This window comes from Mesorhizobium sp. M0968, from assembly GCF_040319065.1.
In the GTDB taxonomy this organism is placed as follows: domain Bacteria; phylum Pseudomonadota; class Alphaproteobacteria; order Rhizobiales; family Rhizobiaceae; genus Mesorhizobium.
In genome coordinates, this window is sequence record NZ_JAMYNL010000036.1 from 1 (window position 1) to 22,394 (window position 22,394).

Annotated in this window: 23 protein-coding genes; 19 read left to right on the plus strand and 4 right to left on the minus strand. The window is 59.7% G+C overall.

What is annotated here, in order from left to right; translation table 11 throughout:
- On the minus strand, positions 1-250 hold a 250-nt coding region (locus tag NKH67_RS30600), incomplete at its 3' end, for a transposase (protein WP_353032532.1).
- Positions 251-924: 674 nt separating this feature from the next.
- Entirely contained in the window at positions 925-1,314 is a 390-nt protein-coding gene (locus NKH67_RS30605) for a hypothetical protein (protein ID WP_353032534.1), read from the minus strand.
- A 610-nt stretch (positions 1,315-1,924) separates the two neighbouring features.
- Between NKH67_RS30605 and queC the strand changes: the two genes are divergently transcribed.
- Genes queC through queE form a run of 3 tightly spaced genes read left to right on the plus strand, consistent with a single transcriptional unit; the run spans position 1,925 to position 3,710 of the window.
- Entirely contained in the window at positions 1,925-2,623 is a 699-nt protein-coding gene (queC, locus tag NKH67_RS30610) for a 7-cyano-7-deazaguanine synthase QueC (RefSeq protein ID WP_352474109.1), read from the plus strand.
- On the plus strand, positions 2,623-2,979 hold the full coding sequence (queD, locus tag NKH67_RS30615) for a 6-carboxytetrahydropterin synthase QueD (RefSeq protein ID WP_352457393.1): 357 nt from the start codon (positions 2,623-2,625) through the stop codon (positions 2,977-2,979). Before queC ends, queD begins: the two co-directional genes overlap by 1 nt.
- A complete protein-coding gene (gene queE / locus NKH67_RS30620; RefSeq protein ID WP_353032536.1) occupies positions 2,976-3,710 on the plus strand; it encodes a 7-carboxy-7-deazaguanine synthase QueE in 735 nt (244 codons plus the stop codon). The genes queD and queE overlap by 4 nt, the downstream gene beginning before the upstream one ends.
- 558 nt (positions 3,711-4,268) lie before the next feature.
- Here queE and hemN read toward each other — a convergent pair.
- On the minus strand, positions 4,269-5,618 hold the full coding sequence (hemN, locus tag NKH67_RS30625) for an oxygen-independent coproporphyrinogen III oxidase (RefSeq protein WP_353032538.1): 1,350 nt from the start codon (positions 5,616-5,618) through the stop codon (positions 4,269-4,271).
- 154 nt (positions 5,619-5,772) lie between these two features.
- Here hemN and NKH67_RS30630 point away from each other — a divergent pair, with 154 nt between their 5' ends.
- From NKH67_RS30630 to NKH67_RS30680, 11 genes are all read left to right on the plus strand, one after another.
- Positions 5,773-6,519 (plus strand): Crp/Fnr family transcriptional regulator, encoded by a 747-nt coding sequence (locus NKH67_RS30630; protein WP_353017514.1) that lies wholly within the window; start codon positions 5,773-5,775, stop codon positions 6,517-6,519.
- Between the two features lie 604 nt (positions 6,520-7,123).
- Complete coding sequence (ccoN, locus tag NKH67_RS30635) at positions 7,124-8,755, plus strand: cytochrome-c oxidase, cbb3-type subunit I (RefSeq protein WP_353032540.1); 1,632 nt, start codon at positions 7,124-7,126, stop codon at positions 8,753-8,755.
- Positions 8,746-9,477, plus strand: coding sequence for a cytochrome-c oxidase, cbb3-type subunit II (gene ccoO / locus NKH67_RS30640; RefSeq protein ID WP_352516162.1), 732 nt, complete (start codon positions 8,746-8,748; stop codon positions 9,475-9,477). Before ccoN ends, ccoO begins: the two co-directional genes overlap by 10 nt.
- A gap of 11 nt (positions 9,478-9,488) precedes the next feature.
- On the plus strand, positions 9,489-9,638 hold the full coding sequence (locus NKH67_RS30645) for a cbb3-type cytochrome c oxidase subunit 3 (RefSeq protein ID WP_023679629.1): 150 nt from the start codon (positions 9,489-9,491) through the stop codon (positions 9,636-9,638).
- A 2-nt stretch (positions 9,639-9,640) separates the two neighbouring features.
- Positions 9,641-10,504 carry a cytochrome-c oxidase, cbb3-type subunit III gene (gene ccoP, locus NKH67_RS30650; RefSeq protein ID WP_353032542.1) on the plus strand — a complete coding sequence of 288 codons (864 nt, stop codon included), beginning with the start codon at positions 9,641-9,643 and terminating at the stop codon, positions 10,502-10,504.
- Positions 10,505-10,635: 131 nt separating this feature from the next.
- The gene (gene ccoG, locus NKH67_RS30655) at positions 10,636-12,195 is read left to right on the plus strand and encodes a cytochrome c oxidase accessory protein CcoG (protein ID WP_353032544.1); all 1,560 of its coding nucleotides are present in this window, start codon (positions 10,636-10,638) and stop codon (positions 12,193-12,195) included.
- Positions 12,192-12,689 (plus strand): FixH family protein, encoded by a 498-nt coding sequence (locus NKH67_RS30660; RefSeq protein ID WP_353032546.1) that lies wholly within the window; start codon positions 12,192-12,194, stop codon positions 12,687-12,689. Before ccoG ends, NKH67_RS30660 begins: the two co-directional genes overlap by 4 nt.
- Positions 12,686-14,974 (plus strand): cation-translocating P-type ATPase, encoded by a 2,289-nt coding sequence (locus tag NKH67_RS30665; protein WP_353032548.1) that lies wholly within the window; start codon positions 12,686-12,688, stop codon positions 14,972-14,974. The genes NKH67_RS30660 and NKH67_RS30665 overlap by 4 nt, the downstream gene beginning before the upstream one ends.
- A complete protein-coding gene (ccoS, locus tag NKH67_RS30670; RefSeq protein WP_353032550.1) occupies positions 14,971-15,123 on the plus strand; it encodes a cbb3-type cytochrome oxidase assembly protein CcoS in 153 nt (50 codons plus the stop codon). Before NKH67_RS30665 ends, ccoS begins: the two co-directional genes overlap by 4 nt.
- A 423-nt stretch (positions 15,124-15,546) precedes the next feature.
- Positions 15,547-16,728, plus strand: a complete 1,182-nt coding sequence (gene ubiM / locus NKH67_RS30675) for a 5-demethoxyubiquinol-8 5-hydroxylase UbiM (protein WP_353032578.1) — start codon at positions 15,547-15,549, stop codon at positions 16,726-16,728.
- A 299-nt stretch (positions 16,729-17,027) separates the two neighbouring features.
- On the plus strand, positions 17,028-18,935 hold the full coding sequence (locus NKH67_RS30680) for a putative bifunctional diguanylate cyclase/phosphodiesterase (RefSeq protein ID WP_353032552.1): 1,908 nt from the start codon (positions 17,028-17,030) through the stop codon (positions 18,933-18,935).
- 95 nt (positions 18,936-19,030) lie between these two features.
- Here NKH67_RS30680 and NKH67_RS30685 read toward each other — a convergent pair whose 3' ends face one another.
- A complete protein-coding gene (locus NKH67_RS30685) occupies positions 19,031-19,300 on the minus strand; it encodes a DNA -binding domain-containing protein (protein ID WP_352690192.1) in 270 nt (89 codons plus the stop codon).
- 128 nt (positions 19,301-19,428) lie between these two features.
- Here NKH67_RS30685 and NKH67_RS30690 point away from each other — a divergent pair, with 128 nt between their 5' ends.
- The 5 genes from NKH67_RS30690 to NKH67_RS30710 all read left to right on the plus strand — a co-directional run bounded on the left by NKH67_RS30690 (position 19,429) and on the right by NKH67_RS30710 (position 22,347).
- Entirely contained in the window at positions 19,429-19,662 is a 234-nt protein-coding gene (locus NKH67_RS30690; protein WP_023679646.1) for a helix-turn-helix domain-containing protein, read from the plus strand.
- Between the two features lie 185 nt (positions 19,663-19,847).
- Entirely contained in the window at positions 19,848-20,342 is a 495-nt protein-coding gene (locus NKH67_RS30695; protein WP_352783941.1) for a hypothetical protein, read from the plus strand.
- Positions 20,339-21,112 carry a DUF1828 domain-containing protein gene (locus tag NKH67_RS30700; RefSeq protein WP_353032555.1) on the plus strand — a complete coding sequence of 258 codons (774 nt, stop codon included), beginning with the start codon at positions 20,339-20,341 and terminating at the stop codon, positions 21,110-21,112. The genes NKH67_RS30695 and NKH67_RS30700 overlap by 4 nt, the downstream gene beginning before the upstream one ends.
- Positions 21,109-21,273, plus strand: coding sequence for a hypothetical protein (locus tag NKH67_RS30705; RefSeq protein WP_353032557.1), 165 nt, complete (start codon positions 21,109-21,111; stop codon positions 21,271-21,273). Before NKH67_RS30700 ends, NKH67_RS30705 begins: the two co-directional genes overlap by 4 nt.
- Positions 21,274-21,564: 291 nt before the next feature.
- On the plus strand, positions 21,565-22,347 hold the full coding sequence (locus NKH67_RS30710) for a hypothetical protein (protein WP_353032559.1): 783 nt from the start codon (positions 21,565-21,567) through the stop codon (positions 22,345-22,347).
- The last annotated feature ends 47 nt before the right edge of the window (positions 22,348-22,394 follow it).

A 22,394-nucleotide genomic window follows, 5' to 3' on the forward strand; every position in this document is an offset into this window, starting at 1 on the left:
CCTCGTAGCCGGCGGCGATCATCTTCATGCGAAAGCCGATCATGTCCGCCAGGCTGTGGACGACCTGGTCCGGGCAGCGCGGATCGTCGATGCAACGCGCCAGACGCTCGGCCACCCGCAACCGCTTTTCCACCTCGGCCAAGGCCAGAACGCCGCTGTTGGACGACAGCATGCCGCCGTCGAAACGGGCGACGACGGACTTGCCGCCGACTGATGACAAACCGCTCAGCGGCAGCGCAAGATCGTTCATGGTGGGTGTGGTCTCCGGGAAATGGTTCGGATCGGCTTAACCAACCAAATCCTACGTCATTCAACGATCAGATCCCGAGCAGCCAGCCAGTATTCGACCGTCGCTGGCGCCTCCGCCCACTGAGGCCTTGTGCTTCCTCCAGCGAGTCAAGCCGATCACCATGCGTGTCGCCAGTTCTGGTGCTCACCCACGTGCCATTTGCGATCTTGTGTCGGTGAGAGCACCGCAAGCACCTCCCCTGCTAGAGGGCAAGGCGGCTTGCGTCGCCCGTGTTGTTACTATTCTTCGCTGTGGTCGGAGTTTTTCCTTGGCTTCGGAATCGGGACATTCGGCTTTGCAAAAAAATAGGCGATCGTGGTCGATCGTCACGCCCCCGAGTTCGGCGGCACTATGGGACGACGACGGCAGCGCAAGCTCCATTTGCGCGAGGGGCTCGTCCCTTCAACTACTTGATGCATTTGCGCTTTGCGTACCTCCGTGCATGTTGCTCGATGCCAGGCGGAGACCTCCGTCTAAACGATCGCGCATCTATGCAACGCCCACGCGTTGATCGCCATCATCGCGGCGATCGCTTTGCCGCGATCGCCGCAGCCGTTTTCGAGCACGACAATCATGCCAGGCGGTGTCGGCAGCGATGCGCATGCAAAAATTCACAGATGCATTCTGGCCAAATGCTAGCTGCCCAGCAAATGTCCGGCATTTCGCAAGGCCCCTAGGAAGAGACTGGCATGGCCGTTGGCATTGAGCTTGGCCTGCATCGACAGGGGCATGCTGTGCCAGTTCTCCAAGGGCGCAGTGAAATGTGAGAACGTACCGTTGACGATGCAATGGTGGGTAACAAGGCCCTGTCTGTCCAACGCCAGCACGCCGATCTGGTCGCCCTGATATCGGATGGCTGCGACCCGCTGGACCTCCGCGTCACCGTCGACCCGCACGTCGAAAAGCAGGATGCCGCGGCTCCTGGTGGCTACCTCGGCGGCCTTTTCTGCGAAGCTTAAGGAGAGCGAGCGAACGCTTTCGACCGCCAGCTGTAAAATCATCAAATCCAGTTCATCCACTGCCATAAGATACCTGCGCGCAACACATGGGTGATAGCAATCGACCACACCGCTTGTTCACAGATGTCGGCTCACGACCGATCATTCAGGGTTTGCCGGTCGTCTATTGACCGAGGGCGTGCTCCGGTTCGAACCGATCCTGAAGCGGAATGCGCTGGATCTACGGAGCCCGAGGAGCAGGCCAGCCAAAGTTGCCGCGACAATTGATGTCGTGATCATTCCAGACATCTGCATCGGCGTCGCTGAACATCCACTGGTAAGTCCGTTCTCTTGCGGCAAGCCTATCCTCGGGCCGTCTTGTACCTGAAGCCCTCGCGGTGGCGTCCCTCGAAGCTCGGGACCGCCGGGCGCTTGATCGTCGAGAACTTTGTTTACGAAGGTCCGGACCTCCTGCAGAGCTTATTCTGGTGCGCTCGCCTTTGAGCATTCCGCTGAAGCGTGACGTTTCGCTAGTCAGTGTTCCTTGCAGGCTCACCGCGAGGGCGCCTTGCACACAGCGGCACGTCAGCGCATGAAACTCGTCCCCCGTTCACTTCACAAAATGGATTTCCTGAAGTACTGGGAGCGCAGAGAAATCTCCGGTCGCAGCCTACCCGGTTAAAACAAGGACCCAAAAATGAAGACTCTCGTCGTCTGCTCCGGCGGATTGGACTCCGTTACCCTTGCTCACAAGGTGGCAGCGGAGCACGAACTCGCCGGCCTCCTATCTTTCGATTACGGCCAACGGCATAGAAAGGAATTGGGCTTCGCCGCCCTTTGCGCGGAGCGACTGAGCGTCCCGCACCGCATCATCGACATCCACGAGATCGGCGGCGGCCTTTCCGGCTCCGCGCTGACCGATAATGTGGACGTGCCCGACGGGCACTACGCCGAAGACACGATGAAGGTCACGGTGGTGCCGAACCGGAACGCCATCATGTTAGCCATTGCCTTCGGCTTCGCCGCAGCGCACGGCGCTGACGCGGTGGCGACGGCCGTGCATGGTGGGGATCATTTCATTTATCCCGACTGCCGTCCGGCCTTCATCGACGCTTTCCAGATGATGCAGGACCACGCGCTCGACGGCTACGCGAAGATTCGCATTTATGCACCCTATGTGAATCTCACGAAGGCGGACATTGTTAGGAATGGAGCAGCATACGGCACGCCATTTGCGCAGACCTGGTCCTGCTACAAGGGCGCCGAGCGTCACTGCGGGAGGTGCGGGACCTGTGTCGAGCGGCGCGAGGCGTTTCATCTCTCTGGGCAGCCGGACCCCACCGACTACGAGGACTCCGACTTCTGGCTCGATGCGCTGCGAAGGAGGACCGCGTAATGTTCCGCATCACCAAGGAATTCCACTTCTCAGCCTCGCATCAGCTCACCTCGTTGCCACCCGATCACCAATGCGCGCGCCTGCACGGGCATAACTACATCGTTGAAGTGGAGCTTTCAGCGAATGGACTGAACGAGAACGGCTTCGTGCGCGACTATCACGATTTGGCGCCATTCAAACGCTACATCGACGAGAGCTTCGACCATCGACATCTCAACGACGTGCTGGGACATGAGCAAGTCACGGCGGAATATCTGGCCAGACATTTTTATGAATGGTGCAAGGCACGCCTGCGCGAAACCTCGGCCGTGCGTGTGAGCGAAACGCCGAAAACCTGGGCGGAATACCGGCCATGACCGATACGCATCCCGCAATCCGCGTGAGTGAGATTTTCGGGCCGACGATCCAGGGCGAGGGCGTGCTCATCGGTTTGCCGACGGTCTTCGTCAGAACCGGCGGGTGTGACTATCGCTGTTCCTGGTGCGACAGCCTGCATGCGGTGGACAATCAATTCCGCCATGAATGGGAGATGATGTCCGTTGGCGCGGTGTGGCAAAACGTGCTTGCGCTTTCCGGTGGCCGCCCGCTGATGGTATCGCTGTCAGGCGGCAATCCGGCCATCCAGCCGCTCGGCGCGCTCATCGAGCGAGGCCATGGTGAAGGTTACCGTTTTGCGCTGGAAACCCAAGGTTCGGTGGCCAGGGACTGGTTTGCCGACCTTGACGTGCTAGTCCTCAGCCCAAAGCCGCCGTCAAGCCAAATGACGACCGATTGGGCCGCTTTCGAGGCGTGCCTCCAGGCGGCACAAGGCAGGCCGCAAGTCGTGCTCAAGCTCATTGTTTTCGACGAAAGGGACTACGCCTACGCGAAAGACGCCGCTGCGAGATTTCCGCGGCTTCCGATCTATCTGCAACCCGGCAATCACACGCCGCCACGCCCCGCAAATGAAGACGCGCCTGTCGACCTTGACGGAATATTGAAGCGCATGGAGTGGCTGGTTGATAGCGTGACCCGCGACAGGTGGTTCGAAGCCCGTGTGCTGCCGCAGCTGCACGTTATGCTCTGGGGTAACAAGAGAGCTGTGTAGCCTAGGCCCGCTTTTCACTGAAACTGCGCCGACGAATATTCGGGTGGACGGGTTGTCCCACGCTTGAAGGCGCTGCCGGGGTGCTTGCGGACTTCTACCACCGGCACCAAGAGCGTGGCCAGCCGCTTACGATTAGGATTGTTGCCGAGGCTCGGTTTCGACGGGCGTCGGCCTGGCGCGAACCAATCAAAGGTTAGCGCGAGCCACGGGTGGAATAGTATGGTGTTGCGATCCGGCGCGCCTGCTGCAGCTGGCACGGTCCTTGCGGATTCTCGTTGCAAGGCCGAAGGGAGCTGTCGGCCGACAACCATGATCTGGCCAGGACGATTGTCGACTGCTTCCGATACAGAAAAGAGGCCGGACTCGACGTGGCGCTTCAGGGACTGCGAAATGGAATACGGCGCCGGAAGGCACGACCGGACGATATCGTCGCTATGCCAAGACGCGTCTGGTCCGCTCCGAATCCTGTCTTGACACGATGGTCGCCGGTCAACAGTGAAAAACGTAGCGCAATCGGTTCACGATCGACTGAGAACCATGACCGTTCCTCTGCGGTGCTCAGACTGCCGCTGAGTGCCTGGCCGTTCCACTTTCGAAATATTTGTCGAACTTCGCCGCGATGCTTCTGACAAAGGGCCGGCTTTCCGCCGGCACGACGAAGCGGTCACCATCAAGTTCAAGCAGCCGCGCAGGACCATGAAGAGCCGTGGAACTCGCCTTGAGGAGAAGTCTTTGGCCGGCTTCGCCAAAGCGCTCCACCAGCTCAATCGCCGAGAAGGCGAAGTCACACATCAATCGCTCGATGATCCAGCCGCGAACACGGTCGTCGTCGGAAAGCGCGATACCCCGAACAGCGGCCAGCCCGCCATCAGCAACCATGCGTCCATACTCGGCGGTCGAAGGCATATTCTGTGCATAGCCCTGGCGAAACTGGCTGATGGATGACGGGCCAAGGCCGATCAAGGTCTCGCAGCGATCCTCGGTATAGCCCTGAAAGTTCCGGTGCAGTGTTCCGGCGCGGGCGGCAAGCGCGAGGGCATCGCCCGGTTTGGCGAAATGGTCGAGGCCGATTGCTTCGTATCCCTGGTCCACGATCGCCCGCGCCGCAAGTTGCGATTGAGCAAACCGCTCTGCCGGACCCGGCAGCCATGCCTCGTCGATCATCGTCTGATGTTTCTTGAACCACGGCACATGGGCGTAGCCAAAAAGCGCTATCCGATCCGGTTCCAGGGTCAGTGCCTGCGCGACGGTGGAGGCGACACTCTCCCTGGTCTGGTGTGGCAAGCCGTAGAGCAGGTCCAGATTGACCGATTCGACGCCGCGCGAACGAACGCCGTCGACTACCGCTTTGGTCTGCAAAAAGCTCTGCTCGCGGTTAATTGCCTTTTGCACCTTCGGGTCAAAATCCTGGACGCCGAGGCTCGCACGGGTCATGCCGATTTCGGCGAGTGCGTCGAGGCGGGCATCGTCCATATCATTGGGTTCGATTTCGACGCCGATCTTGGCGCCGGGAAGAAAGGTGAAACTGTTGCGCAGGGCGGTTCCCAGCGCCACGATATCTTCCGGTTTGAGCATCGTCGGCGAACCGCCGCCGAAATGGACGGCACGCACGCGGCCCTTGCCTGCGACAAGACTGGAGACGGTGGCGATCTCGGCATCCAGTGAGCGCAGATATGTGGTCACTGGTTCGTAGTGGCGTGTCTGCTTGGTATGGCAAGCGCAGAACCAGCAAAGCTTGTCGCAATACGGGATGTGCAGATAGAGCGAGATCTCATCGCCGTCGTTGAGCGCCTCCAACCAGCCTCGGTAAACGACGGCATCGACCCCCGCATGGAAATGCGGCGCGGTCGGATAACTGGTATAGCGCGGGACGTTCTCGCCAAGTCTGGCAGCTAGCTGCAGTCGCATGTCGTGGTCCACCGTGTTTGCGTCGCCGGAACTGTGGATGCTTGGATGAGCCTAAGCCCTGATTTCGATCAACCTTCAGCACGGACAAACTGCCGCAAGGATTTTTCTACCGTCGATTGCTATCCTGCCCGCACTGGACCGGTAGAGCGATCGAATGACATTACGGCAGGACATTCACAGTTCCGGCATTCCCGTTCTTTGCCTGTCTTGCGAGGCACGGCACCGCGGTGTCTGTGGTGCGCTCGAACCAGACCATTTGGCTCAGCTCGCCAAGACGTCGTCGCGGCACAATATCGAGCCGGGGGTCGAACTGATCGGCGACGCCGAGGCGGTCGACTGTTATTCAAACGTGCTTTCAGGCGTGGTGAAGCTGACGAAGAGCCTTTCGGACGGCCGCCAGCAGATCGTCGGTCTCCAGTTCGCGCCGGATTTTCTGGGACGGCCCTTCAAGATGAAAAGCGCGATCAATGCGGAAGCGGCAACAGCTGTCTCGCTATGCTCGTTTCCGAGAGCGGCCATCGAACGGTTGATGAAGGAATCACCGGAATTTGTGCATCGCCTGTTCAAGCAGGCGCTGAACGAACTCGACGAGGCACGCGAATGGATGGTGACTCTGGGGCGCAAGACCGCACCGGAGAAGGTGGCGAGCTTTCTCCTCATGATCGCCCGGAACATCGATTCCAGTGTTGACCCGGCGGCTAGGTCGGCGTGCTTCGAGCTGCCGATGACGCGTGCCGACATCTCTGATTTCCTTGGAATTACAAACGAGACCGTGAGCCGTCAGCTGACCAGCCTGAGAATGGACGGCGTGATTCGGATCGAGAACAACCGCCGTGTCACCGTGGACAGCATGAGCCGGCTGGAACGGCGCTGCGGCGGCCGAGGCGCAACCGCCGTTTGAATGACACCGAAGCTGCATGGCCTACGTCACTTATTTCGTTCGGGGCAGGGCATGCTCGCGTTGGGCTTAGAAGAAGCCGCATAGCGACAGCCCGCTCTCCATCCGATCGCCTGAGCCAGGTGTGTTTCGGCCAACTCGTCGGCGAAGCATCCATCCTCGAGGTGCTCGACGTGCAACCGGCTGTTCCAGGCAGGATTGCACTCGGCCGAAGTCAATACGCCTCATACGCAGGGGAAAATCGCCGTCTCCCCGAACCATGAATGTCACGAAGGCAGCGCAACGCTGGCGCTGGATGTCCCAAGGCATTGAAACGATCGACGTTCGGCAAGGCATCGGCCTACTTTCCAGCGTCACAGAAGGCGCGCTTCCCCACACGCCCGCGATCGCCTCCATACCCGGCCCGACCGGGGACGCGGGGCCTGTCCGTAAGCGTGGCGGCCGGTGCTGCGCTTCCACATTCGATCGCCACAGTCTGATCGCACCGAACTCGATGCTGCTCGAAGCAAAATCGTGCGGCTCTGACATGGATCAGGGCGAGCAGGCCACGGCTGCGCAATAAGGCACTGCGGTTGGCGCCCGCCGGAATTGGAAATCGGGGCTTGCGATGAAATTCGGCACAGAGATCGTCCTTCTAAGCCTGTTTGCGTTTGCGGCCCTGGTGGCTGCCGGCTTCGGCGTAGATGAACCTTTTCGCCGGCATATGTGGGTTTTGTTCTTCGCCGTGGCTGGCTTCACTGCGATTCTGTTGCGCAACACGGAGTTCAAGCCGGCAGTTCCGATCGACCCCGCCGCTTACATGGATGGGCCGATCCGCTACGGTGCCATCGCCACCGTATTCTGGGGCGTCGTCGGCATGCTGGTCGGCGTGGTCATCGCCCTGCAGCTCGCCTACCCCGATCTCAACATCCAGCCCTGGTTCAATTTCGGCCGACTGCGGCCTTTGCATACTTCCGGCGTGGTTTTTGCCTTCGGCGGCAATGCACTCATCTGCACGTCACTTTATGTCGTGCAGCGGACCTGTCGTGCCAGGCTGTTCGGCGGCGATCTCGCCTGGTTCGTGTTCTGGGGCTATCAGCTGTTCATCGTCATGGCCGCGACAGGCTACCTGCTCGGTATCACCGAGAGCCGCGAATACGCCGAGCCCGAATGGTATGTGGACCTGTGGCTGACCATTGTCTGGGTCGCCTATCTCATCCTGTTCCTCGGCACGATCCTGAAGCGCAAGGAACCGCACATCTATGTCGCCAACTGGTTCTACCTTGCCTTCATCGTGACCATCGCAATGCTGCATGTGATCAACAACCTGTCGATGCCGGTCTCCTTCCTGGGCTCCAAGAGCTATTCAGCCTTCTCCGGCGTCCAGGACGCCCTGACGCAATGGTGGTACGGCCACAATGCCGTCGGCTTCTTCCTCACCGCCGGCTTCCTCGGCATGATGTATTATTTCGTTCCCAAGCAGGCCAACCGACCGGTCTATTCCTACCGGCTGTCGATCATCCACTTCTGGGCTTTGATCTTTCTCTACATCTGGGCCGGTCCGCACCACCTCCACTACACCGCCCTGCCGGACTGGGCCCAGACGCTCGGCATGGTGTTCTCGATCATGCTCTGGATGCCCTCGTGGGGCGGCATGATAAACGGCCTGATGACGCTCTCGGGCGCCTGGGACAAGCTGCGCACCGACCCGATCATCCGCATGATGGTGATGGCCATCGCCTTCTACGGGATGTCGACCTTCGAAGGCCCGATGATGTCAATCAAGGCCGTCAACTCGCTCTCGCACTACACCGACTGGACCATCGGTCACGTCCATTCGGGCGCGCTCGGATGGGTCGGCATGATCTCGTTCGGCGCGATCTATTTCATGGTCCCGAAGTTATGGAACCGCGACCGGCTTTATTCGCTGCGGCTCGTCAACTGGCACTTCTGGCTGGCGACGCTTGGGATCGTCGTTTACGCCGCGGTGATGTGGGTCTCCGGCGTCATGCAAGGCCTTATGTGGCGCGAATACAACGAGCAGGGCTTCCTGGTCTACTCCTTCGCCGAAACCGTCGCCGCCATGCATCCCTACTACATCATGCGTGCCATCGGCGGCGCGATGTATCTGTCGGGCGCCCTCCTCATGGCCTGGAACATCGCCATGACCATCCTCGGCTACCAGCGCGAGGAGGATCCGATGCCGCGCTCCATCCCCGCCCTCCAGCCTGTGCGATCAGGAGCCAGAAAATGGTCCTGATGGACAGACACGCGGTCATCGAGAAGAACGCCACACTTCTTCTCCTCGGGTCCCTGCTGGTCGTAACGATCGGCGGTATCGTCGAGATCGCGCCGCTCTTCTATCTCGACAACACCATCGAGAAGGTGGAAGGCATGCGGCCCTATTCGCCGCTCGAGCTCGCCGGGCGCAACATCTATGTGCGTGAGGGCTGTTACCTCTGCCACAGCCAGATGATAAGGCCGTTCCGCGACGAGGTCGAGCGCTACGGCCACTATAGCCTGGCGGCCGAGTCGATGTACGACCACCCGTTCCAGTGGGGCTCGAAGCGCACCGGGCCGGATCTCGCCCGGGTCGGCGACCGCTACTCGAACGGATGGCACGTCCAGCATCTCACCGAGCCGCGTTCGGTGGTGCCGGAATCGATCATGCCGAGCTACGCGTTCCTGAAGGACATGCCCATCGAGGTGAAGGATTTCTCGACGCATCTGATCGCCAACAGCCGTGTCGGTGTGCCCTATTCAGACGACATGATCGCTCATGCCAATGCCGATCTCATGGCGCAGGCCGATGCGAATGCCGACACATCGGGCCTGGAGAGACGCTATCCGAAAGCCAAGGTTGGGGACTTCGACGGCGATCCGCAGCAGGTCACCGAAATGGATGCGCTGGTCGCCTATTTGCAGATGCTCGGCACGCTGGTCGATTTCAGGACCTATGACGAAGCCGCCGGTTACCGCTGAGGAGAATGGCGATGACCTACAATTTCATGCGGGAGTTTGCCGACAGCTGGGGCCTGCTTGCCATGGCGCTTTTCTTCCTCGGATGCGTTGCCTTTGCACTTCGTCCCGGCAGCCGCAGGCAAGCCGAGAGAGCCGCTCACATTCCTCTCAAGGACGACTGATCATGGGCAGCGAGCATATCGACGAGGTTTCGGGTATCTCGACGACCGGCCATGAGTGGGACGGCATCAAGGAACTCAACAACCCGCTTCCGCGCTGGTGGGTCATCACCTTCTACATCACCATTGGCTGGGCGATCGGTTACACCGTCGTCTATCCGGCATGGCCGATGCTGACTTCCGCGACCAGGGGTGTGCTGGGGTATTCGAGCCGCAGAGACGTCAAGAATGAACTGGCGGCGGCCGAAGTGGCCAAGGGTAAATTTGTCGCTGCCATTCAGGCGAAGACCGTCTCCGAGATTACTGCCGACGATACGCTACGCGAATTCGCCGTCGCCGCAGGTGGCGCCGCGTTCAAGGTCAATTGCGTGCAGTGCCATGGCTCGGGCGCTCAAGGGTCCAAGGGTTTTCCCAACCTAAACGACGACGATTGGCTGTGGGGTGGCAACGCCGAACAGATCCAGCAAACGATTGCGCACGGCATCCGCTTCGCATCAGACCCGGATACGCGCCTGTCGGAAATGCCTGCTTTTGGTGACATCATCACGACGGATCAGATCAAGCAGGTCGGCGCCTATGTCGCAAGCCTCTCCGATCCTGTTCAGGACACAAGCCAGATCGAACTCGGCGCCAATGTTTTCGCCGAGAATTGTGCGGCCTGTCATGGTGAGAATGCAAAGGGAAACAGGGAGCTCGGCGCACCCGACCTGACCGACGCGATCTGGCTTTACGGGTCTGGCGAAACAGCCATCGCCGCGCAGGTCCGCGCGCCGAAGCACGGCGTCATGCCGGCCTGGATTGGTCGTCTCGGCGCGATCAAGGCCAAGGAACTCGCGGTCTATGTCCATTCGCTTGGCGGCGGAGAATAGGTACCCAAGCCTATTCTCGTCCTCCCCCCACCGCCAAGCGACGAGGCCCGGCGCGAGCCGGGCCTCGGCATCATCCAGAAACCGATGGGTCGGGCTTCCGGCGAAATCGTCGCTGGTGACTGGAGCTTCTCGTGCTCGATAACACGCAAATAGAACGGCTCGAAGCCGATGCGGTCAACTCCGCCAAGACCCGTCAGCCGCTCTATGCCGCGCGCAAGAAGATCTTCCCGAACCGGGCCTCTGGCAGTTTCCGCCGCTTCAAGTGGTCGGTGATGGCAATCACGCTGGGGATTTACTACCTGACGCCCTGGCTGCGGTGGGATCGCGGGCCATTTGCCCCGGACCAGGCCGTGCTGGTCGATCTTGCCAACCGCCGCTTCTATTTCTTCTTCATCGAGATCTGGCCCCAGGAATTCTATTATGTGGCCGGCCTGCTGGTCATGGCCGGTATCGGCCTTTTCCTGATCACATCCACCGTCGGCCGGGCCTGGTGCGGCTATACGTGCCCCCAGACCGTGTGGGTCGATCTGTTTCTGGTCGTCGAGCGAGCCATCGAGGGCGACCGCAACGCGCGCATGAAGCTCGATGCCGGTCCCTGGACTGCGCGCAAACTCGTGCTGCGAACATCGAAACACGCCATTTGGCTGGTCATAGGGGTGCTGACCGGCGGCGCCTGGATCTTCTATTTCGCTGATGCGCCGACGCTGGTTGGGGAACTCTTCACCGGCACCGCCGCCCCCGTCGCCTACATCACCGTGCCCGTGCTGACGGCGACGACCTATACGTTCGGCGGGCTGATGCGCGAGCAGGTCTGCACCTACATGTGCCCATGGCCGCGCATCCAGGCGGCCATGCTCGACGAGAATTCCCTCACCGTCACCTATAATGAATGGCGCGGCGAACCGCGCTCGCGTCACGCCAAGAGGGTCCTTGCCGCCGGGCAGCCCGTCGGCGACTGCGTCGACTGCAATGCCTGTGTCGCGGTGTGCCCGATGGGGATCGACATTCGTGATGGCCAGCAGCTTGAATGCATCACCTGCGCGCTCTGCATCGATACCTGTGACGGTATCATGGACAAGCTCGGCAGGGAGCGCGGACTGATTTCCTATGCGACGCTGGCCGACTACAACGCCAACATGATGCTAGCGACCCCGGGCGGCTCCGGTTCAGTCAACCCGTCACTGGTCAGGAGCGCTGACGGCCTGTTCTCCGACAAGGTGGCCCGTTTCCATATCCGCAAGATCTTTCGCCCGCGCACCTTCATCTACATGGGCGCCTGGTCGGCGGTCGGTCTCGCGCTGCTCTATTCGCTGCTGACCCGCGAACGGCTCGAATTGAATGTCCTGCACGATCGCAACCCGCAGTTCGTGACGCTGTCCGACGGTTCGATCCGCAACGGCTACACCGTCAAGCTGCTCAACATGATCCCCGAACCAAGAACGATCATTGTCACGATGCAGGGCCTGCATGGAGCCGAAATGAGCGTTGTCGGCATCGACCTGCCGGCGGATCGCTCCTTCGCCATCCCGGTCGAACCCGACCGGCTGAAGCTGCTCAAGGTTTTCGTGCGTCAGCCGGCAGATCAGGTTCGGGGTGCAGCGCAAAGCTTCAAGTTCCGGGTCGAAAACAAGGCAACGTTCGAGTCGGACGAATACACGGCCACTTTCAACGCACCGGAGAGCGCCAGATGAGCGACACCTCGCGACAATCCCGCGAATTCACTGGCAGGCATATGCTGTTCACCATCCTTGGCTTCTTCGGCGTGGTCATAGCGGTCAATCTGACGATGGCGACGGTCGCCAACACGAGCTGGACCGGCCTTGTCGTCGAAAACACCTATGTGGCGAGCCAGCAGTTCAACAGGAAGGCCGAGGAGGGGCGAGCTCAGGCAGCCCTCGGCTGGACTGGCAAACTGACCATCGCAGGCGGTGAGGTCCGCTACAGCCTCACCGATGCTGTCGGCAAGCCGGTTGCCTTGCATGTCGTCAAGGTGCTGTTTCGTCATCCCGCCTACGAGGCCGAGGACAAATCCGTCACTCTTGCCGCTGCCTCCGGTCAGATATTCGCCGCGCACCACATGCCCACGGATGGCGTCTGGATCGTCGAAATCGACGCCGATGCGAGCCTTGCGGAACCCTATCGCGACGTTCGCCGGATCATGATTTCCCACGGGGCGCTGCAATGAGCTGCTGCGCGCCAGGCGCCGAAATGGCATTGGACCTGGAAAAGGTCACACTGGTCCTGCCTTCTGGCCAGGAAATCAGACTGGCGAGCCGCTCGATTGGCGAAAATCTTCGCCAGACCGACCTCTCGGTGCCGGCTGTGCATTGTGCCGCCTGCATCCAGACGATCGAGACGGCGATCGGCAAGCTGGATCGCGTCGAAGGCGCTCGTGTCAATCTTTCGACGAAACGTATTTCGGTCCGGTGGCGCGGCGAGGAGGTTCCGCCATTCGTCGCCACACTTGGACGGCTGGGCTATGGCGCGCACCTGTTCGATCCCGAGGCTGACGGGAGGGACAAGACGCTCTCGGAACTGATCCGCGCCGTCGCGGTCGCCGGCTTTGCGGCGGGCAACATCATGCTGCTATCAGTCTCCGTCTGGTCCGGCGCGCAGGGCGCGACCCGCGACCTGTTCCATTGGGTCTCGGCCTTGATTGCCATTCCTGCGCTCGCTTTCGCCGGCGGCATCTATTTTGCCTCGGCCTGGAATGCGCTGCGCCACAGCCGCATGAACATGGACGTGCCGATCGCGGTCGGGGTATCGCTCGCTTACGCCATGAGCCTCTACGAAACGATCAACCATGGCGACCACGCCTATTTCGACGCGTCGGTGTCTCTGCTGTTCTTCCTGTTGATCGGCCGCACGCTGGATCACGTGATGCGCGAACGCGCCCGCACCGCCGTGAAAGGCCTGTCACAACTGGCCGCGCGTGGCGCCATGGTGCTGCGCGACGATGGCGCACGCGACTATCTGCCGGTTGGCGAGATCGAACCGGGCATGCTGTTGCTGATAGCGGCCGGCGAAAGAATCCCCGTCGACGGCAAGATCACGCGTGGGACATCGGACGTCGACTGCTCGCTGGTTTCGGGCGAGAGCACGCCCAGAAGCGTGGCGCCAAACGATGCCGTCCAGGCCGGCGTGCTCAACCTTACCGGCCCGCTAACCATCGAGGCGACAACCGCCGCGAAGGATTCGTTCCTGGCGGAAATGGTTCGGCTGATGGAAGCCGCCGAGGGCGGTCGCGCACATTACCGCCGCATCGCCGATCGCGTTTCAGCACTCTATGCTCCAGTTGTTCATCTCACCGCCTTCGTGACATTCCTTGGCTGGATGGCGGCAACCGGCGACTGGCATCGGGCGATAACCATCGCCATCGCCGTTTTGATCATCACATGTCCGTGCGCGCTCGGGCTCGCCGTGCCGATCGTCCAGGTGGTCGCCGCGCGGCGGCTGTTCGAGAACGGCATCATGGTCAAGGATGGTTCGGCCATGGAGCGCCTGGCAACGATTGATGCAGCGGTGTTCGACAAGACCGGCACGCTCACGCTCGGCCAGCCCCGTCTCGTCAATGCGGCCTCGATCGATCCGGCCATGCTGACGATTGCAGCCGACATGGCCGCGCATTCGCGTCATCCGTTTTCAAAAGCCATAGCCGGTCTTGCCGCTGGCGGCGGGCAGCACAAATTCGATGCCGTCACCGAGCATCCGGGGTTCGGTATCGAAGCAACTGACGTCGGAAGTATCTGGCGGCTGGGCAGACGCGGATGGGCTGGATGGAAGGCCCGCACCGGCGGCGAAGGCAAACATGGCTATGGCGGGACGGTCCTGACGAAAGACGGGATCGTTGTCGCGACCTTCAATTTCGAGGATGCGTTGTGTGCCGACGCCAGGGCGGCGATCGAGCGATTGAACGATGCCGGCGTGTCGGTGGAGATGCTGTCGGGCGACACAGAAGCTGCCTGCGGCGAAGTCGCGGAAGCACTGGGCGTCGAGCGCTTCGTTCCCGCGTTGCTTCCCTCCGGGAAGGTCGAACACGTCGAAGCATTGACGCGAACTGGCCACAAGGTGCTGATGGTCGGCGATGGGCTCAACGACACGCCTGCATTGGGCGCCGCACACGTTTCGATAGCTCCGGCCACGGCGGCGGATATCGGTCGCAACGCCGCGGATTTCGTGTTCCTGCGTAAAAGTCTTCTGGCGGTCCCACTTGCTTTAGACATTTCGCGGAAGGCCGGACGGCTGATCCGGCAGAACATCGCCATCGCGATCGTTTACAATGGCATCGCCGTGCCGGTCGCCATTCTGGGGCACGTTACGCCACTGATCGCGGCGGTCGCGATGTCCGCCTCGTCCCTCCTGGTCATCGGCAATGCGCTACGCCTGCAAGGTTTCGTGTCAAATGCATCGGTGCAAGATGCCCGACATGACAGGCGCTCCGACATTGGCGCACTGGCACAATCCTCATGACGACGCTCGCCTACCTCATACCTGTGGCCCTGTTCCTCGGAGCGCTTGGGCTGGCGGGGTTCCTGTGGGCCTTGAGGAGCGGCCAATATGAAGATCTCGATGGCGCCGCCGAGCGGATGCTGATCGACCGCGACGAGCCACGCAGTTGACCCAGCCTGCCCTGCGAGGACTCGCTCGAATATTTTCCGCGGTTGCTTCGCGTCATGCCGATTTCGGCGCGCGACGGGTGCGAACGGATCAGCCAGAATACGTTGCCGAACTTTCGGCCAGGAAAGGGCCGCACCGAACGGGAAGCCGGCCATTCCATGATGACCTGACCAGACCATGGCGTGGCGATCGACCAGTCGACCGTGAACCCGCCGTTGCCGCGTTTATCGAGCTTGGTTGATCCACATCAGGGTTATCTCTTCATCGGCATGGTTTCATTGAGCATTTTTGAACGGAGAACGGATGTCTAACGGACGGTTAGGTCGCGTGGAGACGCTTGGGGAGATGAGCCGCAAACCGTGGATCGATTGCGATGCGTTCCAGTGCCCTTCGTCGCAGATAGCCGACGCAATGGCGGCACGCTGATGGCCGGCTCTGTCGATAGATTCGACGTTATTGTGGTCGGAGCCGGGCCGGTCGGACTTTCCTTCGCCGCGTCGCTTGCCCAGAGCCGACTCAAGGTGGCAGTGGTTGAACGGCAGTCGCTCGAAAGCCTGGCGAATCCGGCTTTCGACGGTCGCGAGATCGCGCTGACCCACGCATCGGTTGGAATCCTTCGCGAGCTCGGCGCCTGGGATGCCATCCCCGCTTCGGACAAATCACCGCTACAAGGCGCGCGCGTGCTCAACGGATCGAGCCCTTTCGCCCTGAGCTTCGACTCTCCCAGCGGATCTGGGGAACCACTCGGAATTCTGGTCCCAAATTTTCGGATCCGCGACGCCCTGTTCAAGCTTGTCCACTTCCAGGATCATGCCCAGCTGCTGTGCGGCCGCTCGGTCGTCAATGCAACAACCAGCCACAAAGAAGCAGTCATAAGGCTCTGTGATGGCAGGCAATTGGCCGCTCGGCTGCTCGTTGCAGCGGATTCGCGTCTGTCCGCGACGCGCGACCTGCTCGGCATTGGGGCCGACATCAATCGGCTTGGCAACTCCATGCTGATTTGCCGGGTGAGGCACGAGCGCGCCCATCACCAGATCGCGGTCGAATGGTTCGATCACTATCAGACGATAGCGATGTTGCCGCTCATGGAAGGCGTGTCGTCGCTGCTTCTCACGTTGCGCTCAAACGAGGCCGACAGACTGCTTGCTCTCGACGACGATTTGTTCCTGATGGAATTGACGAACCGTTGTCGAGGACGCCTCGGAGAGATGACCTTGGCAAGCACCCGCCATGCCTATCCGCTGGTCACGACCTGGGCGCACAAGTTCTGGGCTCCGAGTGCGGCACTGATCGGCGATGCTGCCCTCGGCATGCACCCGGTGACCGCGCATGGCTTCAACATCGGCCTCAGCGGCCAGAAGCAACTCGCCGATGGAATCCTGGCGGCATGTCGTGAGCGCCGCGACATTGCTGATCCTGACATGCTCGGCAGATACGAAAGCCGGCTGCGTCTGTCGGCGGCACCGCTCTATCATGCTACGAATGCACTTGTCGCTCTCTACTCAGGCGAGCACCCGACGGCACGGCTTGCAAGACATGCGGGGCTTCGCTTTGCCCAATATCTTCCCTTTATCCGCCATGGCATTTCGGCCATGCTCAGGCGGTGAATCGCAGGCAGCGCTGCCGCTCTGGAACGCTATCTCGGCCCGGCTTTTTGTCTCGCCGGGCGCGTTGATGCCGTTGGCAGGGCTGCTTCCATGGTGACGTTGCCGATTCTGGGATGATTCGGATCAAGGCACGCGTGCGGGCAAGAGCTCGATGGTCAGACGGCAAGGCCAAGAGCAGACGTGCGCCCCGAAGACATGGTGAGCGCACTGGTTAGCCCCGCTGGATAGTTAACCCGTCCTTCAGTGGGCCTGCGTAAGCTTGTCCTCGCGAACAACGATGGGAGCAAGCCGGTCCGTCCATGGCCCCGAAGAAAGTAGACACGCTGGAGGCCAAAATCCGTCAGGATCAGCTTGCTGACCTGAGGACCGGCCTCTTCGTGTCGATGCCGATAAGCGCTATCCTGTCAGGCCTGATTTTGACGGTGCACGCCCTTTCTGGCAGCGGCTTTGCCGCTGCAATCTGGTTCCTGGCCGTCAATGCGATAAATGCCGCCCGCCTTGCACTCGCGCGTTATCAGCTAAAGGAAACGGGGCGCCATGACGGTTTAGTGGGGGTTTTGCCGCGGCTTCGCTGGTTTGGCATCCTTGCCCTTCTGGCAGGGTTTGCCTGGTCCTTCCTGGCCGTCCTGACTGTTGGATACACGACACCTCAAGCACCGCTGCATCTGGTCATTCTGGCGGGCATTTCCGCTGGTGCGGTTACATACGGCAGTTCGTATGCCGCGGCGGCGACCAACTTCATCACACCTCCGCTCCTCATCACGGTGGGTTGCCTTTTGGCGAAAGGCAATTTTGAAGACTACATTCTGGCTTTTACCGTTCTGCTCTTCATGGGCGGCTTGGTTCGAGCTTCGTTTGTTGGGCAAGCACGGTTCCGCGAAGCGAGCCGCCTGAGGCATGAGGCCGAGCGGCTTGCGGCGGAGATGAAGGCCAGTTCCAGGCAGGACCACCTGACGGCCCTTCTCAACAGGCGTGGCCTCGAACACGCTATCGGACGGTTCGAGACCGCGGATAGCCCCTTCGTGGCAATGCTGATTGATCTGGACGGGTTCAAATCCGTCAACGATACCTACGGTCACAGGACCGGTGATGAACTGCTTGTCAGGATCGCCCGCCGCATAGAGGAGGAAGCACCGGAAGGCTCAACGCTCGCTCGTATCGGCGGCGATGAATTCGTGCTGTTTTTTCCCTCAACGAGGGTTTCGCTTTCTGCCAGTGATCTCGCCTCCAATATCATAGCCAAAATTGCCCGCCCCTATATCGAGGTCGCGTCCGTCCGGGTCGGGGCATCAATAGGAATATACCTGGCGGAAAGCCCGGGCCTGACCGAAATGTTGTTGCGGGCGGATATCGCCCTTTATACGGCCAAGCGTCGTGGCAGGAACGAATTTTGCCTGTTCGATGCCGAACTCGACAGGGAACTGCAACGCCGCCAGTCCGTCGAACGGGACCTTCATTCGGCGATAAAGACGAGAAGCTTGCAACCTTGGTTCCAGCCGATCGTGAAACTCGACACCGAGGCTGTGGTCGGCTTTGAAGCCTTGCTGAGGTGGTCCCATCCGACTCATGGTGCCATCTCTCCACCCGAAATCATCACAGCTGCACGCGAAACCGGAATGCTTCAGCTGCTGACGCAAACCGTATTCGCCGACTGTTGTGCTTTTATCGACGACTTGGTGAAAGCCGACTGTCGTGATCTCCGTGTGGCGATGAATGTTTCACCGCGCGAACTGGAAGCCGGCGATATCGACGACATGGTTCTGGATGGTCTGGCGGCAAGAGGTCTCCCTGCAACGATGTTCGAGATCGAGATTACCGAAGAATCCCCGGTTGACCCGGACAGAGTGGATGAAAAGCTCGGACGGCTTTCACATGCGGGCATTTCCATCGCGCTCGATGACTTCGGCACCGGCTTTTCTACGTTGGCATCGCTCAAGGACAGTCGGATACGCAAGGTGAAAATAGACCAGGGCTTCATTCGCGGCTTGGCCAAGTCCCGAGAGGACCGACTGCTTGTCAAATCGGTCATCGATCTCGGTAACATGCTCGGGATCGAGGTCATGGCCGAGGGCGTCGAAACAGAGGCGGATCGGCAAACCCTGCACAAGCTTGGCTGCCGAACCGCTCAAGGCTTCCTGTTCTCCAAGGCTGTGCCTCTGAGCCAAGCACTAGAAATGGCAATCAAACAGCACGCGAACCAGTTGTGACCGCTCCCGCCGCGCCGTCTCTCGCGGCCGTGCGCTCATGAATGGCGGGTATCTGAACGTCCTTGTTTGAAGAGCATGACAGTCCGTGCTGTGCGTCAGCCGGCGAACAGTTCCTTGTAGCCAGTCGTCACAATCCAGTTCGCACGGTCGATATGGCTGCGAAGAGCCTTGCGGGCGCGGACCGGTTCAAGGGCCGGGTCGATGCCGAGAATGAGATCGGCCATCTCCTCTTCGCTGGCATTGTCGGCGCAGGCATCCAGGATCCGCAGGTAGATCGTGAAATGCTGCCTGTCGTAGCTCGTGAGGTTATCCGACCAGGGGACTTCGTCACACAGAGTTGAGCTTCGAGTCTCATCTGTTCCCATTGATCGATTCATGCCTGTTGCGAGCCTCGGCTGTTGAGCGCTGGATGCAACGCAGCATATCCCAAAATGGGATAATCCGAAACCGGGATTAGTCGCTGATCCGGTCTTTACCCGACCGGTTCGCCTACATGCCCAAGTCTCTTCGATCGCCCCGCCACCAGCGGTTTCTGGCCCAGCTGGTTTCCTTGCGCAAGGCCAAAGGCCTGACTCAGGCGCAGGTGGCCGAGAAGCTTGATCGTCCCCAATCCTTCGTGGCCAAGTACGAGGGTGGAGAGCGTCGTCTCGACGTCATCGAGTTTCTCGACTTAACTGCGGCGCTTGACGCTGATCCGTGCGAGATTCTGTCCAGCCTGCGGTCCTAGCGGGCGCCCGCGCGCCTAACGGCTCGCGCCGGTGCCGTGAACCGAGCGCGCTTTTCTTCGGCAAGCTGCCATTCCGCTGCGGGTGGGTCTTTACCAAGCCATGCCGATATAGGGATGATAATCCTAATTATATATGTGACAAAGCATGCGTGATTCCTTAGCTATTTTGCGCTACGAGGAACACCATGAATCTGAGGGGGATAGTCGCGGCGGAAAAATCCGCCGTTGATACGGGGGATTGGAAGCGAGGTGAGATACCGCGCTCCAAGTGGCCGTCACGTCGAGCCAAGGCCAAGGCGTATAAGTATGGCCCGCTCTATCAGTGGCGAATCCTCACCTTTCAAGCGGCCGGCGAAGATTGTCGCGTTCTTCTGCTGTTCAACGAATCCAAGCGGATTTTCCGTGCTACCCTAGGCGTAACGAAGGGCGGCGAAACTCTTGTCATCTGTGACTATGAGTATCACGCCAGCGAACCTGGGTGGCATTGCCATGCCCGTTGCAGCGATTTGGCCAACATCAATGTCGCTCACAACCGGTTCGGCAGCGTCCGTCTTCCGAAGGCGGGTTCGTTCCATCGCCGAACAGAATTCAGGCATCTAAAGCAGCCTCTTTCTGCGCAGACCGCCTTTAATTGCGCAATATCGATCTTCAAGATCGATAAGGCTGAGGGAATGGTATGAAAGCCGAACTCTGCCACGCGTTTTGCAATGACATAACCGTAACGGAAGTGCCGGCCGGCCTTGCCGTGTCTACGGCGTTTCTGCGCGATGACGGAGACCGAGTTGCCTTCTACGTCACAAAGACAGAGGACGGCGCTTTCAGGCTTGAGGACGATGGCGCGACAATCCAGCAGCTCGAAGCGGCCGGCGTCGATTTTGACACCGATACGCGCCGACGCGGCCTAGAACAACTATTGTCTTCAGTTCATGCTCACTTCGATCACGATGACGGCACGATAAAGACCGCGTCTTTTCCAGAGGTAGAGCTGCCGGCTAGGGCGTTGGCGTTCGTCGGCGTTATGATCCGAATGAACGATTTTCTCCTGCTCACGCAAGAGAAGATCACCTCCTCATTCAAGGAAGACGCAGCGGAGCGAATAAGGTCCGTGGTAGGCGACCGTGCCAAAATCAGAGAAAATGAGGCGGTCAGTTCTCGCCTTTCCGAGGTGACTCCTGACATGGTTTTGGAGGTGAGCGGCCGACCGCCTGTCGCGATATTTTTTGGGAATAGCCCTGCGCGAGTGAACGACGCGATCTTCCTTCACTTTGCTGCGCTGCATGAGGTGAAGCAAGATTTGTCGGTAATCGCTCTATTGGAGGATGACCATGCCATCTCGAATGAATTACGCCGTAGGGCAAGCAATCGACTAGCGACGGTACCAGTTTACAGAGACGACGAAGACGCGGCGATAGCTCGTATCGCTCGCGAAGCACTAGGTAAGGCGGCATGAACGATAAGTCCGACGTAAAAACCGACGAGAAGCGCTTTAACGAGACGCTGAAGCGGATGCTACAGACGCCGCCCGATCACAAGGGCGGTAGGGCATTGGTCAAGCCGGAAACGAAAGCGCGGATATCAGAGCGAAAGACCAAGAGAGCAAAAGGTCTCTAAGGGAGCGAATAGCCTTGGTACCAGAAATGCTTTAACGTACCCTTCTGTACTATTTTTTAAGGGAGGGGTTAATGCAAGTCGATCGTTTTCGGAAAATGCTTCGAGAGTTTTCCAGGCAGGCTAGAACCGGTCAGATAGCGACTAGCACCAGCACTGGGAATGCCGTTGCTGGCATCGCCGAGCAGTTAGAGCGCGAGTTAGGCAACTCCATCGCAAATCGCCAGATAAAAAGCGATACCACCATTTCGTTCGCTCCTGATATTTGCCCCTGCTGCGGTAAGTAACCCCACGATGACGGGACGATATGTTGTTTCTCCGTATCCTATAGATGCGGAGAATCCCTACGACATTGCTTTTCACCTGACGAAAGACGCAACTGAAGTACCTGCAGAGCAAGGGCTTCTGAAGCACGAAGCCGAGCGCACGCTCATGGTCTTGCGAGGAATGTTTCATCCGCCTGATATTCGTTTCAGGGGATATTACAACGAACTTTTGGGCCTTTCTCAATACGGTTTGGTTGGCGAAACGGCGCAGCCTGATCTTGGCATCGGCACGCTCCACAATCTGCAACAGCGTATCTTCGACACGGAGAAAGGCCGGATGATTAGTGAGCATATGCGGAAGATCGTTGGGTGGCTTTCCTTGATCCTGATTGGCGTTGGAATCCTCGGTCTTCTGGCTGTGTTGGCTGCCCGGTGGCTGATTGGGCCAGATCAGACCCTTTTGGTAATTCAGCCGGCGTTGGCCATGGTATTGCCCGGCCTTCTCGCCGGTCTCACTTTCTCATCTTTCCTGCGGTGCCGCGCTGTCACGTTTTTTGATCTTCATGCAATTGATGCCGACCGGTTTACCCCTGCTATGAGGGCTATATTCGCATTGATACTTCTTTTCCTGACTGGCGCCTTCCTCAAAGCAGGCGTCTTCGAGATCGCGATAGGCGAAGTCCGCCTGTCGCAATTTGATGCGAATGGCCTCTCAGCTTTCATATTTGGCGCGTTCGTAGGGTTCTCTCAGGAGCCGCTAATTTCGCGCATCGAATCCATCAGCAAAGCAGCCGAACCAAAGGACAAATGAGGGAGAGCGTTACCTACTGACTGTGACGCTTTCGCCTACGCAAAAGC